Genomic DNA, 16,706 nt, shown 5'->3' with positions numbered 1-16,706 from the left:
GATTTCAATAGGAACGCTCCCCCTCTAGGGAGCCGAACTTGTGGTATAAACCAATGGATTGAGCGGACTGGCTGCTACTTCCCCAGGTCGCACTCCCGGAAAAAATTCCGCAAGATGTTTTTTTAGGTCAAAACCGATCTCTTCCTCCTCTGTAACGATTTTCGCCCGATCAGCAAAGTACATGATCGTTATGACCTCTCGTGTAATCTCGCTTGGGTTGCCGTTTGCACTGTGCAACGTCCAGCCATAGTGAAAAGTCACATCTCCCGCGTTCATCGCGCCATACCACGCAGTTGGCAAGTTTTGGCGAGTCGCTTTGCGCAGCTTTAGCATCGCACTTTCCGTACGGTTGTTTAACTTATGGGAACCTGAGATAAATTTCATTGAACCTATCTCTGCAGGAAGATCAACAAGCGGGATCCAAATGGTCACGATTTGGTCGGTATCGAGAGCAGTCAAGTCACTATCCTGATGCCAACGGGTGTAAACGGCTCCCGGCTTTTTGAAAATGGCGTTGTCGCGATAAATTCGCACGCCTTCTACGCCCAGCAGTTCTGCTGCCAGTTTAGCGAAACGACGGGCGGTCACGAATTGGTAATAACGCTCGTTTCGTTCCCTTAAATTGATCGGACCAAGCAGTTCCTCGTCCACTTCGCCTTTGGCCAGTTTGTCTTCTAATTCCCGTTGGCACATCTCTACTGTTTCTGTAAGATGCGGACGATAGGCTGCGATCTCCCTGGAAGACAGCACATTCGTCAGTAAAATATGCCCGTTTGTACGAAAGCTTTCGATTTGCGTTTCTGTTAATGCAACCGCTTCCGACAAGTTTGGCAGTTCTGTCGACATCTCCATCACCTCCTTATGTTCGTCCGAAGATACTTCCCATCTTACCGTCTGCCCATTTCCCGCACTCTTCTTTTTTTGACTTGCTTCTCTGGGTTTCTCTCGATTACGTGGCGTTAACGAACAATTTATGGCTTCTCCCTTGCGGAAACGCTATTTTGGTAAAAAGCGGGGTCCCCGTTTCCATATCGTGAGGAGGTAGATTCATGTCGGAGCTTTTTCAACGCATTGATACGGTTTTTTTGGAAGCAGCCGATTTTGAAGCATCGATCAAGTGGTACATCGAGAATTTAAATCTGTCCATTCGCTGGCGAGACGAACGAATGTGCACGTTTCATGCGGGTGGCCAAACTCCGTTCACCTTGCTCTGCAAAGACGCGATCAAAAATGGGGTCTATCCCGTCTTCAATCTTTATGCAAACGATATATACAAGGCGCACCGTGTTCTCTCTGCCAACGGCGTCGATGTAACGCCAATCAAAGATTACGGTTCGGTGCTGGCTTTCGATTTTAGAGACTTGCATGGAAATCTGTTTCATGTCTGTAATTTTTAAATGATGGAGTTGATCGATGGCATGACACATTACCAATACCAACTGTCGCAGGAGCAAAAAAACTTTTATGATGGGGAAGGATATCTAGTAGTAAAAGGAGCGCTATCCGCTTCGGAAGTGCTTGCGTTAAAAAGCGAGTGTTGCAAAGTATGGTCCGAGCAGGTGAAAACAGGGGCCATCGTACAAGATCCCTCCAATCCGCTGGACAGCCTGTTTGCCCGTCTCAACTACCCTCATCAAAAAAATCCCAACATCATCCCGTATATGATCCACCCGACGATCATGGATATCCTAGAGCAGATCAGCGGGGAAGAGATGTATGCCATCACTTCCTACTATTACTTTAAAACAGCGGGGAAAGCGGGAATTCCCAACCATCAGGATAATTTCTTGATTTCGGCCGATCCTGGAACCTGTTACTCTGTTTGGATCAGCATCGATCATACCAGCCGGGAAAACGGCGGCCTTTATGTCATCCCGCGAACACAGCAGTTTGCCATTCAGTATCCCACAGGGGAGACCAGCGGATTATACCCTGTGCTGGAAGTTCCCGAAGGCTACCAGATAGTCGATCTGACAACAGAACCGGGCGATGCCGTCATTTTCAACGGGAATCTTTATCATGGCTCCTACGACAACATCAGCGAAAATGACTGGCGACAAGTATTCTTGACGCATTACGTACCAGAAAGCGTCGAGAGAATGAGCATGTTCAATCGCGACCTTGTCTCGCGGACAGGCGAACGAAAACGCAGACGCTACTATATGAATGACAAACTTCCCTACGAAAAATACGGGACTCTCTCCAAATTGTCCGAGCCCAACAGGTGATTCATCCGTACCGATCGTAATCATAAGCAAAAACCCTTCCAACCAACATGTGGCGGAAGGGTTTGTTACTTTATAAAGACGTTTTGGCGATAAATCAGAAGGTCACGACATTTAAGGTATGCCCGTCCAAGTCTTTAAAATCAAACGTCCGCATATCACCATAGTCGCGGATCGGTCCCACGTCTACTTTTCGTTCCGTGAAATAGGCATGGGCAGCTTCAATATCTTCCGTGAAGAAATTAAATTGCGGATGCACCTCTCCCTCTGCCAACACATCGGCATTAACCAGAGTCAGCGCCGTATTGTCAGAACTGCCGACGTTAAACGCGGCAATTGCGTTGTTGCGAAAACGGATTTCCAGCCCAAGTGTCTCTGAATACCATGTAATGGCTTTCTCAAACTCTTTTACTACCAAAAACACGCTATCAATACGTTGCAATAGACGAGACATACGAATCACTCCCTAATCTTTCTTATATTTGTAAATTACTGTTAATTTTATTGCCACAGATTTGCTTCGTCAAGCGATCCTTCCGTCAGTCCGTGTTGCTCTCTTTGCGCAGCTTGGGAATGATATACTCATCGACATCGCGAATCAGCGTCACTTTTCCTCTCTCCAGCAATACTTCACGCGGCAAACGATGGCTTAAAAACAAGGCTGGACTGGCGGTCAGCCCGTATGCCCCGGATTTCAGCACGGCAATGTAGTCACCCGGATGCAACTCGGGCAGGCGAACCTTTTTGCCGATTAAATCATTGGGAGTACAAAGCGGACCGGCAAGTTCATATTCTTGTTCAGCTCTTTGTTCAGGAACGTAAGCAACAATCGGAAAGTTTTTCCGAAAAGCATTTCCTGAGCCGCCGGCCGCTGCATGGTGATGGGTGCCGCCATCTGTGACCGCAAAATGAACCCCTTGTGAACGCTTGGTGTATCTGACTTGGGCTACATAAGCACCGGCTTCGGCAACAAGGTAGCGGCCTGATTCCATCAAAATTTCCGTTTCAGGCTGCTTTTGCAGAAATTGTTCAACCGTTCCGTATGATGCTTGTCCCAGCTCGTCGAGATCCAGTTCCTTTTCTCCAGCAAAATAGGGAATGCCAAATCCCCCGCCTATACCGACAAAGTTTAGCTTCACCCCATACATTTCAATGATTCGCTCTGCAAAGGACAGGATGTACCGGATATTCTCGGCAATCGTATTCGCCGATAATATTCGCGTGCCATGATAGGTGTGAATCCCGCAAAGCCGCAAATGCGGCAGCACCTGCAGCTTTCGCAAAACATCGGGAAATTGCCCTTCGTCGATGCCGAACTGCCGGGCTTTCCCTCCCATTTGCAGCCTTGCCCCCCTGACCGCCACCTCCGGGTTGATCCGTACACCGATTGGGACTGTTTTCCTCTTTTCCTGAGCAATTTGCTCGATCAGCTCCAGCTCCTGAAGCGATTCGGCAACAAAGTACCGCACACCTTGATCCATGATGGTGCGAATTTCTTCAGCAGATTTCCCCGGCCCCAGGTACATCATTCGTTCCGCAGCCACACCAGCCGTTTGCGCTGCCGCCAACTCCAGCAGAGAACAAAGCTCAATATTCACCCCGGTTTGATAAATTCGTTGAACCAATGTCGGATTCGGATTGGCTTTCATTGAATAAAACAATTTGATGCTTGGGTGCATCTTGCTCCTGATTTTGTCAATCTGCCTCTGAACGGTTTCAAGATCGTATATATAGAGCGGTGTCGAGTAACTTGCGGCAAGCTCACGAATGAATGAATAGGTAAGACGTTCCCCTTTTTTCTCCATCGTTACTTTTCCCCTCCTCTTTTAGATGTCACGTCCGATCAACACCCCCTCCATCTGTTCCAATCGTGCAAGCAAAGATGCTTGCAGCTCCCGACACTCTTCCCGACTGCTCCCAACCAGCATCGCATATAACCTGCTGGAACTTATGCCCTTCTGCGTCTCTTCCAGATTTACCGTGGAGAATCCGTTAATGAACACGCCTTTTCCTTTCTCGCGGGTAAACAGCAAATCAGCCATCGCTGTCCGCAGGCGAGCAAACGGAATAGAATGCGTTTTACGAAAATGGTAGGCGCGAGCGATCACGAAGCTTTCCTGGGACAACCACTCAGAAAAAATTCGCGAATGGTATGTCGACATGTTAAAGCGAGCGTTGATTTCCAGGCAAGGGTAGAAAGTGCCGTCCTCCGCCAACATCGCATCTACACCTACTATTCCAAAATACCCCTCTCTCGCCAGTTCCCGCCCCAGCAGAAGAATCGTCTCCTCGATTTGCTTTACGACTGGTTCCGTCAGCTTGTGCGGATGCAGATGTCCCATATGGACGCCGTTGCTGACAAATGCCTCCAAAATGCAGCCCAGCTTAATTTGGCCCGATTTGGTGAGAAGAAAAGAGTAGTGGATATCTTTTTGCTTATTGATCCACTCCTCTAGCACCATCTGGACACGATCATGCCCTTTTTTCGCAGCGATCGATTGAAGCATTCGCAACACTTGCTCAAAACGTTGCTCACTGTCGATCAGCAGCATCCCTTTTCCGGAGACGCCCAAGCCATCTTTTAAAACAAATGCTGAACCGGCGGAAGCAGCCTTGATCATCCGAAACTGCTGCTGCAATGCCGTTAGCGAGTGGATGGCCGCTCCGAACGGCTGCCGGATACCGAGTTGTTCGCATACTTGGCGGCTGTATACTTTGCTGTTGATACGGGAAGCGACATGCGCCTTCACCGTGGCTAACGGGATGCCAGTTCGTTGGGACAGTTTTTCTTCCATCTGTGAAGTACCATGGGGAAGAAGAAGATACTGCTGAGCTGCAAGACGTTTCAGGTCCGCCACGGCTTGCTCGTTGTGCAAGTAAGTCGATGTTAACCTGAGAAGCGGTTCGGCGGTCCCCGCTATATAAATCGACGGCTGCGGCAAGCCGAGTTGCTGCAAATAGTAGAGATAATCAGGGTCTGGCGCTTTGTTCAACAGGACAAGATCATCGGCTTCCGCCAGCAGCAGAGCCTGTTCCGCCAAACTGTTGTTAACCAAATACGTATTGCGGTTTGCCAGTCCAGGAAGTGAAAGAATATCCGGGTCTTTCCAATCGCCTTCCACTTCAAAGTTTGCCAACCAGATGAAATGCCGAGCAGATTTTCGCTCCAAAAATGCTGCTCTGGCGGCGGACAGGAAGTTGTTCATGCTCTTCCCTCTTTTCAAAGGTTTTCCGCAGCTTGTACCCTGCAAAGAAACGCAACCAAACTATTGATACTCTGCAGATCTTCCGGTTCAATCTCGGTTTGATCGATCAAAATTGCCAACTTTTCCTCCAGCAGCAAAATCAGCTCAATCAACTGCGTCGAACCGATTCCATAGGCATCATCCAGCGATGCATCACATTCCCATGCAACCTGTTCGGGAGCGAGTTCGGCAATCTCGCTGATCGCCGTCTTGACGATATGTAAAACCTGTTCACGAGTCATCTCGTTTCCCTCCTTTCAACCGCGCAATCGCGTAGCAGAATGCAGCCGACACCAGCTGCCTGATCAGCAAATGTCAGCAATATATACTCCTTGTCTTTCTTCTCTTGGCCATAATATTCTTCCAAAGAATAAAACGGATCGGCTGTTAGCAGATTGTATCTGTCGGCTCTCACATAGACATGCGGGAATTGCCGCTGCAGCGCATAAAGAAAAGCGTCGCTGTGCAAATGGGCAATAATGGTTATCTCTTTCCGATCCAACCGACTCTGCTGCAATTGCTGTTCAATCAGTTGGCAGGTAAGTGCGGAAAGCTGCCGTTCGTCATCTTCCCCTGGCAAACCCGGAAAAAGCGTCCAATCATATCCGCATATTTCCAGCGGCCCTGGAGCTGATGAAAGTTGAAACATCGCAAGTGCGTCCGCCTTTGGATAGCCAGCGGTTTGACTTTCCTGGTAGTCGTAAATTTGTTCCAGACAAACGACGAGCGCCGTCGAATCCGTTGCCAGTGTCCATTCGATCGCCATCAGCGGGCTTAATACCCCTATATTATGCAGGGCAAACGCTTGTACATTTTTCAGCCCAAGCGATTTTAGGATTGCCAATGGCGCGCTGACCTTTTTGGTTAATTGGTATGTTTTGTAACAACACAGCAAATAATCAACTTTTGTTGAAAATTGCGTTTTCTCGTAAAGTGCCTCGGCCAGTAAACAAGGCTCATCATGAAAAAAAACAGGCGCAAGCGAAGGTTCGTGATTGCCGGGATCAAAGCCGTAGAGAGTGCGTATGTGCTGATATAACTTATATTCATAGGAGTTTAGACTCCTCTCCGCCACATACTGACGGTGAGTGACTGGCATAGACAAATAAAGACTATCCCTTGCGACAGACTGCACAGCCAACGCCTCCTCCGTTTCCAAGACTAAGCATTACGTAGACATCGCCGCTTGCCAGCAACCCTCGCTGACACGCCAAATCATAGTTCAACAACAAATCGCAATTGTTCATATGGCCAATCAGCTGATGACCTTCTGTAAAAAACCGGGAGGGTGGAACGCGCAGCAATTTGGCCAGTCCCAGCCAGGTAGACGGCGTTGTGTTGTTTGGGAGAAACAGCTTGACATCCTCCAGTTTTACGCCAGCCTCGCGGAGCGAATGATGCAAAGTCGTTGCCAAATTAATGAAAAACGCATAATCTTGAATCGAATCTTCTTTTTTGCGGAATTTTTCTGCCGGTATCGTCCGAATATCAATGTGATTTTTGCAGGCAAGAATTTGATCATGCTGGGGACCTTGTCCGATTACACAGGCCACACTCGCGTCACCAGTCAGAAAAGCGCTTCCTCCGTACCGTTGATCGTCCAGCAAGCATCTTTCCACTGAGAGAATGATGGCACGGCTGTCCGCTTCTCTTCCGTTTCGCAACAATTTCCACGCAATTTGCAATCCCATCAAAAAGTCGGAACAAAGCAATCCCTGAACAGCGAAGCAGGTGGTATCGGTTAACTCATACCGTTGACGGAGATAACGGAAAATATCAAACGAATAGGGAAACGAGTAGTACAGGTAAGGAGCGATCATATATTTGACCTTTTGCGGTTGAAGCTGTCCACGCGCAAACAGCTGGTCAAGCGTCAACTCCATTATTTGCAAAGTTGAGCGCTCCTGCTCTATCGGTACAGAGGTAATCCGTTGCGCCTGCAATTCCGCCCACTCTTTCGGCGAGAGCACTCCTGCTCGCAATAACCTTTCACCCGCTTCCCGCTGCTCGGGCAAATATACAGCGATCTGCTCAATCCCGTAATTAATTTTGTTCATTTTTCACCTCTTCGCCTGTCTGTGCGACTGCTCAACCGTTTGCCTTTTTCTCGACCAGCCGATTGATATAGTCATGCGCTTCTTGGACGGTTTGCAGTTCAAAAATATTTAAGTTTTCATCGAGTACATCGACATCAAAAATCATCTCAAATTCAATCAACATTTCCACAATGTTGGTCGAACTCATGCCTAGCTCCGCAAAAGAAGAGGACATTTCCGCCGTCGGCCTGCCGCTGATCTTTTTTACTATCTCTAAAATCTGTTCGGTTTGTATCATCGTATCACCTCATACCACAATTTTTGTTTCACCGAGCAAAGCTTCTACATAATCGGCGCTTGTTTTGCATGGAGCGTGGTCATAGATATAGGAAGCGATTCGCTGGGCATTTCGCCGATAAGAAGAATCGCCCAGGATAGACTTTACTGTTGCTTCCATCGTTGCCACGGTAACTTGTTCTGGCGTGAGCACTTTTGCCACCCCTAAACTTTCGCAATGTTCTGCCAAAAAAGGATGGTCGGCCCCAAGTGGAATGATGACCATCGGTACGCCGTATTTCAGCGATTTTTGCAAAGTGCCACACCCGCCATGTGTGATTACAATATCGGCCTGTGGCATCAGCCTGCTGTGAACCGGGTAGTCTGTCACCCATAATACGTTGTCAGGGAGCGGTTCCTCCCCCTGGTATGGTTCGTGATGGGTCACCACCAGTTTGTACGGCTTGTGGGAAAATGCCTCAACCGCGGTGTGAAGATAATGTTGAATCATTTGAACAAATTCAGCGCGTTGAACAGATGATGAGCAGACAAGGATGACCGGATCTTCGGAATCGAGGTCGATCCAATTTGATTCTTCGTCGCCATCATACGAACATATGCCTACAATCCGGCTAGGCTCGGGTAAATTGGCCCAATCCGGAATCATTTCTGGGATCACCATCAGCAAATGCAACTGCCCGGAAAGGCCGGCGAAGTCTCCCCTCGTTCGCTTTTTATCCGTAAGCGCCGGCAGTCCATGCTGCAGTCTGACGGTATTGAGCTGTTTCTCATACAACTCGCGCAATCTTGAGTTCAAACGTTCTCCGCCCGGTACAAGATGATCGGGAAGCGGCACGGTCGTTTGAAAGCTCACCCAGGGAATCCCGTGCAATTCCGCCGCATAGGCAGGAGCCGCCAACGCGGAATCGCAGATCAGCAGATCGATGCTCGTCCGCTTGATGAACTCGTCAACCTCTGCAAACAGTTCCCCAATATATTTGTGCGGAATGGTGTACAAACCGATCTCTACAAAGATAAGGCCCGCTTCCTCAATCAACCCTTGATGTTGCCGTGGTGCCAGTACCGATACTTGATGCCCGCGGCGTGCCAGTTCTGCCCCGAGGTCCAAAGCGGGTATCATATGTCCCAGCATGATTTGACTGACAAGTGCGATTCGTGCCATTCCCGTCCTCCTCTTTATCATCGGTTTAATCGCTGCAATTCCGGCGGCTGGAACATCCCGTCTTTGCGAATTAAGACATTGTCAAAAAAGAGAGATCCGCCTCCAAACTCGGGCAACTGACATAAAACCAGGTCTAAATGAAGGTTTGAGACATTCCCGTTTTCCGCCATTGGATATGCTTGTCCCAAAGCAAGATGAATACTTCCGGCCATTTTTTCGTCAAACAAGGTGTTATACATTGGCTGCCGGATGTAAGGATTCAGACCGATTCCGAACTCCCCGAGTTGTCTCGCCCCCTCATCGCAGCTGAGCAGCTCAGTCAGACGCGTCTCATCAGAGGAACGCACCCGGACAACTTTCCCTTGGCGAAACTCCAGCGAAACTTGTTCAAAAATGAGACCCATATAGGTAGCCGGCACGTTAAAGGTAATTTTCCCTTCGGCCGATTCCAGAAGCGGAGCAGTGAAGATCTCCCCATCCGGAAGATTATACTTGCCATCACAAAGATAGTGGGGAATCCCTTTGATTGAGAAATGGAGGTCCGTGTCCGGACCAACAATTCGGACGTGTTCGGTTTTTTCCAGCCATTGCGCCAAAGGTTGAACCATTTCCTGCAACTTTTGATAATCGAGATTGCACGCCGCCAAGTAATTTTGCTGCAATTGCGACAAACTCATTTTCGCCAGCTGAGCCATGCCATAGGTCGGATATTTCAGCAAAACCCATTTCTCCAGCTCTGCCATCGCAGCTTGCAACGGTTGCATATAAAGTTTTACATAACGGTTATATTGCTCTTTGGGCAGATCGCTGAACTCATACAGATTTTCATCTGCGCGAATGCCGATAAATCCATCCATCGTTCTTTGCCGCTCTACTTCGCGAGTCGCAAGCAAATGGAGCTGCCGCGAATCGGCGTGTAAAATGAGTGACCGCAACTCCTCAGTCGGATGGAAACGGAAAAACGGGTGTGCCCCTACGTCCCAAACGGCATGCACGATCGCATCAACCAGCGGCTCTGCTTGACCAACCACTTCGATCAGCACCCGCTGACCGCGCTTAAGACCAAGCGAGTGATGGACGATCGTTTCCGCCAACCGTGCCCACTCTTGCCGTTTCATCGAATTCCTCCGGCCAGCTTGCCAAGTTCGGCAAAAAAACGCTGTTCGTTCGCATAGGTTTGCCATAAGTAATTGACCAGTTTTTGATGATAATCCCGCTCTGGTTGACGTTTCCACTTCATTAACAAACCGACGACGAGTGACCATGCTCGGCAAAGCATTTGCAATTCCTCCATCCACGCTTCCCGCAAATATACAGCAGGAATGGCCCTCTGTTCCGCCGCGACTTTCCACAATTCGCGCAAACGACGATAATAATGAAGATCAAACTCCAACCGCTCCAATTCCTTCACCACTCTGCCGGTAGAGGTTTGTTCGAGTTCGATGATAAACTCGGCCAGTTGTGCGAGACCTCCTTGCTCCAACATTGCCGCAAGCGAAGCGTTGACAATCTGATGGAATTCTTCCGGCCAAGACGCTTGTGTGCCATTCGGCCGCAAAATTGTTGCCGCGCCTGCTGCCCCGCCCATTGCGCTTGCTTCCAGGAAGAGCCGCCAAGGAATTTTACCAACATAGCCGGAAAAATAAGCATCTGTTCCCGAGCTGTCCACAAGGGTCAACTGCTCCTCATCGGAATCAACCACGAGCGACCAGTGCACGACATCGTGAATGCCATAATAGGAATGAAACGGCATATAAAAGGCTTTGTAAAAGATCAATGCATATCCTTTTTCATCCAGCAAGGAACGAATCAATGGACGAAAATCGCGAACACTCGGCGTTGAGTATGGAACAATTCGCCAGCCACGTTGCAAGTTTGGTTCACTGCGCCGCAAAACCAGCCGGTGTGCCGAACAATCAAACGGATTCAAAAACAGCGGGATCACTTCGGTCTCTCCCTGCCACTTCAATACCTCACTGATCGCTAATTGGCGACAGTCAAGCGCTCTTTCACTCAAGCCATATTGATCGGGAAAACGCCAATCTGGAGGCGACTGTCGAATCAGTTTTTCAGCAAGGGAGTGCGGAGGATAGCACTTTTCCTTCACCTACTCAATCCCCCCTCTCAGAAAAAACTCATACACATCGTCAATCAGTTGTTTTTCCGCATCCACAACCTCTTCAAACAAACGGATCAGATTTGGAACCAAGTTCTTTTCTGTATGTTTTTGTTTGCGAATAATATTGTGAATTCTCTTCCACCCTGTTGCAGCACTTTCGCACTTTTCCACCAGTTGTTCATTTTTTAATTCCGCTTGGATATATTGGGTAAACCCGTGATGATATCGTTCAACGGCCAAACTGTTAATCAGAAACTTAAAAAACAATTGTCGCCGTTCCTCCACCGATACCTCGATCCACTGCTGCATGTCTTGTTGAAGACGAAGCATCCCTTGATAGCCCATGCTCACATCGGACGAGAGATAAAAGTCATGGTACAAACGTTCTGCCTGCCGTCTTAAAAAAGCTGTAATCGTTGCCCGATCAGGCGTAATCTGGCGCGAACGATCAAGCAAATAGGCGCAAGCGCCAAACGATAGCGCGGCCTGTTCAAATAACGCCCGGTCAATCTCACCGTCAAACGGGGGAACGCTGTCAAAAATCTTGAACGTATCCAGGTCTTGATTGTAAGACTGGCCGATCACAAAGTGCGCTGCGTGAATCTCAGCCAGATATTCTTCCCGATGCGGCAAGTAGTAAATATCGGTTTGCACAAGCGGATACTTGCCGTCGACAATGCATTGCTCAATTTCCTCAAACGAATTAATCTCCTGCAGGGTGATTTGATAAAGCTCCGCCAGTTGCTCCTCCAGTCTGGGAATCATGTCAAACTGAAAATCATCGAGTTTCTCGGAATACCGGAGATATTGGAAGCGCAGATTTCCTGACAACAGATAGTTTGTATTGAACTGATGAGCCTTGACAATGGTCAAAAGTGCGGAGTTCTTGCAATCACTGACACCGGTAAAAAACTCCAACTGCAGCACTCATCTCACCTCTCTTCTTCTTCAGACGTGTGCCGACTCCACCGCCCGAATGATTTCTGAAACGTTGGTTTCGGCTGAAATTTCCAGCATTTCATCTGGAAATGTGATGTGAAATGTCTCTTCCAGCAGCACAACCAGCTCCATATATCGCAGTGAATCAAATCCAATTTCCAAGAGCGACCGCTGCTCATGGATTTCTTCCGCCGGGAGCACTCCACATCCCTCATTGCTTACCAATCGAATCACCTGTTCGCGAACTGACATCAGCCATGACCTCCCCAACTGACTACCCTTTCCCATTTGCTAGTCTCATTTTAGAAAAATACTGCCGGGAATACTCGGCCTGGCTTGTCTCCTTCTGAGTCAAAAAGCCGAACAAGAGTCAGCCATTTAATTGATGCAAAACCAGAAATTCCATCAACAGTGCGGTCGCTCGTTTTTCTTGTTCATAAATATACTGAAATTGTTCACTTAGCCGTTTCAGCGCGTCACCATCGCCGGTTCGCTGATACTGATAAGACAACGCGCGGCTTTTCAAAAGCGCTTTGGAGGAGAACGCATAGTAATCTTTAATCTTGCTAACAATTTGTTGCTTGCCTTCTGGATCCAGATACTCCAGCCGTCTCATCATCAACTTTTTGTGATGAGCCATTTTATGGATCATAATATTCCAGCGGGTAAATTCTCTGGTCGGCAACCGGCGCTCTCCCGTAATGACCTGCCCAAAGTAATGAGCCAAATACAGATTGAGATCATAGCCCATCGCATATACTTCATAGCTGGATGGATTCGCTTTTACCCGGCCGCGATCCAATGAAAAAAAGAGCCGGCGCATATCCATGCTGGTCGGCAGTTGCTCCTTCAGCCGAATACGTGCGATCGGAAAGCCGAAATAGGCAAACCACTTTTGGCTGTGCATATCCTCCCGCCGGAGCCGGACAAACTCCCGCTGACAGTCCTCGTAAGATACCTCTAGTGCACCATAAATTTTTCCACCGACTTCAAAAGCCAACAGCTGAAATGCTTGCTTTTGATCGTCGTATCCATAGATCAACGCTTCGTGAAATAAATCGCGGACTTGATAATAATGGGAACCTTTGATGTGTTTCCAATTGAAATAAATGAGCACATATTCGCCTTGAGCAAGACAGCTGCGGATCAACTCCGTCCAATCGGGGGTATCCGGGATGCGTTCCTCTTTCAGTACCTCTGAATAAATTTCCAAATGTTCGGCGAAGTTGATCATGGGGAAATCGTCGGGCTCTTTGCCGATAAGGACAAGATTCGCGAAATGGCTATAATACCAGGGCAACAATTGATCGTTGCGCAACACGATGCTTAAGCGAAAATTATGGTAACACTCTGTTTCGAAACCGGGATTGGGGTGAACAGGGAGCTGCACTTGATTCGGCATGGATTGAACCACTCCTTTTTCTTGGTTACGGTCTCCGTACGTGCCCGTATTATCTCTACTGTACGAATTTCTCTGGCCAACACACTCTGCTTTTTTTTGCTGTTTTCTCAACGTTCTCTCATCGTTTGCCGCAAAGTTAGCCGAGCGTTCCCGACTGATTGGCACTATTGTTAGTGGTAATCCAGTGCGAGAGGAGTTTTGTTTGGTATGACAACCTCAGTCAAAAGAGACTTTACCCAAGGAGATTTGCAAAAACATCTAATTGCTTTTTCGACACCAGCAATCATCAGCGGACTGGCTTTTCAAATCAATGGAGTTTGGGATGCGTTCATCGTCGGGATGTTCTTGTCTGCGTCCGACATTGCGGCAATGACGATTTCCCTCAATGTTTCCTTTTTTCTGTTCACCCTGCTGTTAGGCTTCGGAGTAGCCAGTTCGATCCTGATCGCCCAAAGTTTTGGAAAAAAAGACAAGAAACAAACTTTTCAACTGATTGCCAACAGCAGTTTGCTCATGTTGACCATTAGTATGATCGCGGCCATCTTAGGCGAGCTGTTCTTGACACGCATCTTGCAATTGATGAATACACCGTTGGAAGTGTTCCAGCCCACCTATCGGTTTCTCGCCGTCTATCTGGCCGGCTTTCCCGCCATTACGATGCTCTTTCAATTCAGTCAAATTCAACGCGCCCTCGGCGATGCAACGACTCCGTTTCGGGCAACGATTTTCAGCATTATTGCCAATATGCTGTTTAGTCCTTGTTTTTTACTCGGCATCGGCCCGTTTCCGGAACTGGGAATCGGTGGGGTAGCCTTGTCCACTGTACTTGCCAACATCTGCGGGCTCATTTTCTCTTGTTTATCTTCGTTGCGAGCCCACCCTGAAGTGTTTGCGGGAGTACGTCAGGCGCACTTCGCACCGAAGCTGATGATCAACATCTCCAAACTCGGACTTCCCCTCGGTTTGAATCAGATGGTGCTCAGCATCTCAGTCGTTGCGACGACGACGATCGTCAACTCGTACGGACCGATCGTGATTAACGGGATGGGAGTCGGAAGCAGATTTGACAGTCTGATCACACAATTTATCATGGGGATCAGTTCGGGGATTTCCACAATGGTTGCGCAAAACATCGGGGCCAACCAGTTGCTGCGTGTAAAGGAAACGCTGCGGATCGGCTTGCGTCTGTTGCTGTTCGTTATGATCATTCTCGCTGCTTTCTTTTATGTCACCGCCCCCTATCTGTTGCGGTTGTTTTCCCAGGACCCCGCCGTCTTACAGCAAGCGGTTACCTATCTTCGCTACATTGCTGTCGGCTACATTGCTTTCGGCATCGCCAATGTATTCGAGGGAATTCTGCGCGCTTTTCAAAAAGTCCATCTGCTCTTGTTTACGACCCTTTTCACCGCATGGCTTTGCCGCATTCCCTTGATGGTATGGGGAGGCAGCACCTTTGGCATCGTCGGACTCTGGCTCGGCATTTGTCTCAGTTTCCTTCTCTCCGCCTTGACTCTCGGTGTGATCACGCTGCAGTTGTTCCGCCGATTGCCACAGGAAACAACGAAATCTCGGTTGTCTGACGACGTTCGCGCCTAATGTTTGGCCGCAGCAAGCTTGTTATCCAAAGAAAAAGCTCTCTTCCCTTGGATCGTCAGATCAGTCCAGGAAGAGAGCTTTTTTCAATTGCGTGTTTGACTGCTAATGAGAATCACTTGCCCAACAGCGTAATCCTCGGAATGGGATAGACTGACATATGGCTGCAGTCGAAATCGCGCACAGTCTTCGCGCACTTTTCCATAAAAAACAAGATACGGTTGGCCCGACGGTAAATGTTCCAGTTCCACATCAAGTAATCGGTAACCGTTTGCCACCCCTGTGCCCAGCGCTTTAAAAAAAGCCTCCTTTACAGCCCATCTGGCGGCAAAATGCTGTGCCGCTTTCAAGTGCTTGCGGCAATAGGCGATTTCGTTTTCGGTAAACACTCTCTCAAGAAAACGCTCCCCCAAACGTTCGATCATGCAGGAAATTTGCGTAACTCCCTGAATATCCACACCAAGTCCGTAAATCATATAATCCCCCCTTTAAAAACGATGCTGTTGGGCGATGTGCCGCTCCGCCAATTGGTAAACCCCCGCCGCCCCGGCATATTTTCGCTTCATGACTGTTTCCCGCAGTTCGATGGCACGGTCGCGGTATTGGTCCTCCATAATAAAAGTGGCCATTTGATTCAAATGATCCGCAGTAAAGCAGCCTGGCAATAAATATTCGCCTACACCAAGCTCCCAAACTTTTCGCGCATTGTACTCCCGCTCAGAATGGGTAGGTATCACCAACGAAGGAACACCATGCATGATCGCTGACATACAGCTTCCATGTCCGCCATGATGGATGAACAAGCGGGCGCGGGCCAACAATTCTGCAGAAAAAAAGCGAATTCGCTGAATGTTTGGCGGCAGACTGGCCAATACGTCCGCGGGCAGTTCTTCATTTGTTGACAAAAGGACACGGTAAGGCTGATCAGCCAGGGCGCGGATCATTGTTTCAATCAATTGCAATCCGGAGGAACCGGCAGAATCTTGCAATCGACCGGGATAAAGCAATATATCAGGAGCATCCTCTTTCAGCTCGCCTTGCATTTTTTGTTCAAGCGGTCCCACATAATAGGCTTGACCGCTTTGTATCGGGTCAAATTCCGGGATTCCCGGAACGATATTGAGGTCTCCCGCCAGCAACTCTTCCATTTGATGAATCCGCGGCATGTCCAGTAAATCCAGCACTTTGTTGATCACAGGCGTGACTTTCGGCAAATTCCGCGGAGCAGCAGACCAATGGCGGACTCGTTGGCCTTGCGGATGAAAACAAGCCTGCGTGATCGCGATCACCGGAATACCAAGATACCTGGCTGCCAAAACGGTTTGCGGACTCATATCAGCAAACACGATATCTGGTTGCAGCTGCTTTAGCATGTTGATCCGGTGAATGATCCATGCTTCGGCAAATCGTTTGTCCAACAGCCCCATTTGCGCGTAATAATGATCCATATCATAAAAAACGGGAGAACTTTCAATCAGTTTCAGCGGGTCCGGCATGGTTGGATCATCATCGCGAAGATGGCAATAGCCCGCATTTTCGATTAAGGCGATGGCATTTTCCCCGTAAATGCTAAAGCTTACTTCCGCTCCGGCCCGCTTGTAGAGATCAGCGATTGGCATACAGCGAATCACCGGACCAAGCCCCCCGCTTAGCCCAAAAAAGACGCGTCTCGTCACGGTCGATCCCTC

General features: G+C 48.6%; 19 protein-coding genes. 3 read left to right on the top strand and 16 right to left on the bottom strand.

The annotated features are described in order from the left end of the window. Positions 1-24: 24 nt before the first annotated feature. Positions 25-846, bottom strand: coding sequence for a phytanoyl-CoA dioxygenase family protein (locus JOD01_RS06200; RefSeq protein ID WP_204517392.1), 822 nt, complete (start codon positions 844-846; stop codon positions 25-27). Positions 847-1,049: 203 nt separating this feature from the next. On the opposite strand from JOD01_RS06200, the gene JOD01_RS06195 reads away from it, so the two are divergent. Continuing rightward, a complete protein-coding gene (locus tag JOD01_RS06195; protein ID WP_204517391.1) occupies positions 1,050-1,397 on the top strand; it encodes a VOC family protein in 348 nt (115 codons plus the stop codon). Positions 1,398-1,418: 21 nt separating this feature from the next. Further along, complete coding sequence (locus tag JOD01_RS06190) at positions 1,419-2,228, top strand: phytanoyl-CoA dioxygenase family protein (protein ID WP_204517390.1); 810 nt, start codon at positions 1,419-1,421, stop codon at positions 2,226-2,228. 94 nt (positions 2,229-2,322) lie between these two features. Here JOD01_RS06190 and JOD01_RS06185 read toward each other — a convergent pair whose 3' ends face one another. The 13 genes from JOD01_RS06185 to JOD01_RS06125 form a co-directional block, all read right to left on the bottom strand. Then, complete coding sequence (locus JOD01_RS06185; RefSeq protein ID WP_204517389.1) at positions 2,323-2,679, bottom strand: VOC family protein; 357 nt, start codon at positions 2,677-2,679, stop codon at positions 2,323-2,325. Between the two features lie 85 nt (positions 2,680-2,764). After that, entirely contained in the window at positions 2,765-4,030 is a 1,266-nt protein-coding gene (locus tag JOD01_RS06180) for an alanine racemase (protein ID WP_204517388.1), read from the bottom strand. Positions 4,031-4,051: 21 nt separating this feature from the next. Next, on the bottom strand, positions 4,052-5,431 hold the full coding sequence (locus tag JOD01_RS06175) for a preATP grasp domain-containing protein (protein ID WP_204517387.1): 1,380 nt from the start codon (positions 5,429-5,431) through the stop codon (positions 4,052-4,054). 14 nt (positions 5,432-5,445) lie between these two features. Continuing rightward, positions 5,446-5,712 carry a phosphopantetheine-binding protein gene (locus JOD01_RS06170; RefSeq protein ID WP_204517386.1) on the bottom strand — a complete coding sequence of 89 codons (267 nt, stop codon included), beginning with the start codon at positions 5,710-5,712 and terminating at the stop codon, positions 5,446-5,448. Further along, on the bottom strand, positions 5,709-6,605 hold the full coding sequence (locus JOD01_RS06165) for a hypothetical protein (RefSeq protein WP_204517385.1): 897 nt from the start codon (positions 6,603-6,605) through the stop codon (positions 5,709-5,711). Before JOD01_RS06165 ends, JOD01_RS06170 begins: the two co-directional genes overlap by 4 nt. Next, a complete protein-coding gene (locus JOD01_RS06160; RefSeq protein WP_204517384.1) occupies positions 6,583-7,527 on the bottom strand; it encodes a 3-oxoacyl-[acyl-carrier-protein] synthase III C-terminal domain-containing protein in 945 nt (314 codons plus the stop codon). Before JOD01_RS06160 ends, JOD01_RS06165 begins: the two co-directional genes overlap by 23 nt. 31 nt (positions 7,528-7,558) lie before the next feature. Then, positions 7,559-7,804 carry an acyl carrier protein gene (locus JOD01_RS06155; RefSeq protein WP_204517383.1) on the bottom strand — a complete coding sequence of 82 codons (246 nt, stop codon included), beginning with the start codon at positions 7,802-7,804 and terminating at the stop codon, positions 7,559-7,561. Positions 7,805-7,813: 9 nt separating this feature from the next. Continuing rightward, positions 7,814-8,965: a glycosyltransferase gene (locus JOD01_RS06150; RefSeq protein ID WP_204517382.1), complete on the bottom strand. Its 1,152-nt coding sequence runs from the start codon at positions 8,963-8,965 to the stop codon at positions 7,814-7,816. Positions 8,966-8,982: 17 nt separating this feature from the next. Then, the gene (locus JOD01_RS06145) at positions 8,983-10,083 is read right to left on the bottom strand and encodes an aminopeptidase (protein WP_204517381.1); all 1,101 of its coding nucleotides are present in this window, start codon (positions 10,081-10,083) and stop codon (positions 8,983-8,985) included. After that, entirely contained in the window at positions 10,080-11,072 is a 993-nt protein-coding gene (locus JOD01_RS06140) for a hypothetical protein (RefSeq protein ID WP_204517380.1), read from the bottom strand. The genes JOD01_RS06145 and JOD01_RS06140 overlap by 4 nt, the downstream gene beginning before the upstream one ends. Next, positions 11,073-12,011: a BtrH N-terminal domain-containing protein gene (locus tag JOD01_RS06135; protein WP_204517379.1), complete on the bottom strand. Its 939-nt coding sequence runs from the start codon at positions 12,009-12,011 to the stop codon at positions 11,073-11,075. It abuts the gene before it with no gap. A 21-nt stretch (positions 12,012-12,032) separates the two neighbouring features. After that, positions 12,033-12,275, bottom strand: coding sequence for an acyl carrier protein (locus JOD01_RS06130; protein ID WP_204517378.1), 243 nt, complete (start codon positions 12,273-12,275; stop codon positions 12,033-12,035). A 118-nt stretch (positions 12,276-12,393) separates the two neighbouring features. Continuing rightward, complete coding sequence (locus tag JOD01_RS06125) at positions 12,394-13,425, bottom strand: hypothetical protein (RefSeq protein ID WP_204517377.1); 1,032 nt, start codon at positions 13,423-13,425, stop codon at positions 12,394-12,396. Between the two features lie 207 nt (positions 13,426-13,632). Between JOD01_RS06125 and JOD01_RS06120 the strand changes: the two genes are divergently transcribed. Further along, positions 13,633-15,021 (top strand): MATE family efflux transporter, encoded by a 1,389-nt coding sequence (locus JOD01_RS06120; protein WP_204517376.1) that lies wholly within the window; start codon positions 13,633-13,635, stop codon positions 15,019-15,021. A gap of 83 nt (positions 15,022-15,104) precedes the next feature. Here JOD01_RS06120 and acpS read toward each other — a convergent pair whose 3' ends face one another. Beyond that, positions 15,105-15,494 (bottom strand): holo-ACP synthase, encoded by a 390-nt coding sequence (gene acpS, locus JOD01_RS06115; protein WP_204517375.1) that lies wholly within the window; start codon positions 15,492-15,494, stop codon positions 15,105-15,107. A 12-nt stretch (positions 15,495-15,506) separates the two neighbouring features. Continuing rightward, complete coding sequence (locus JOD01_RS19965) at positions 15,507-16,694, bottom strand: nucleotide disphospho-sugar-binding domain-containing protein (RefSeq protein ID WP_204517374.1); 1,188 nt, start codon at positions 16,692-16,694, stop codon at positions 15,507-15,509. Positions 16,695-16,706 lie beyond the last annotated feature (12 nt).

Source organism: Brevibacillus fulvus (assembly GCF_016908525.1).
GTDB classification, from domain to species: Bacteria; Bacillota; Bacilli; order Brevibacillales; family Brevibacillaceae; genus Brevibacillus_G; species Brevibacillus_G fulvus.
The sequence above is the reverse complement of the archived record's forward strand: the minus strand, read 5'-3'. Positions and strand labels throughout refer to the sequence as shown.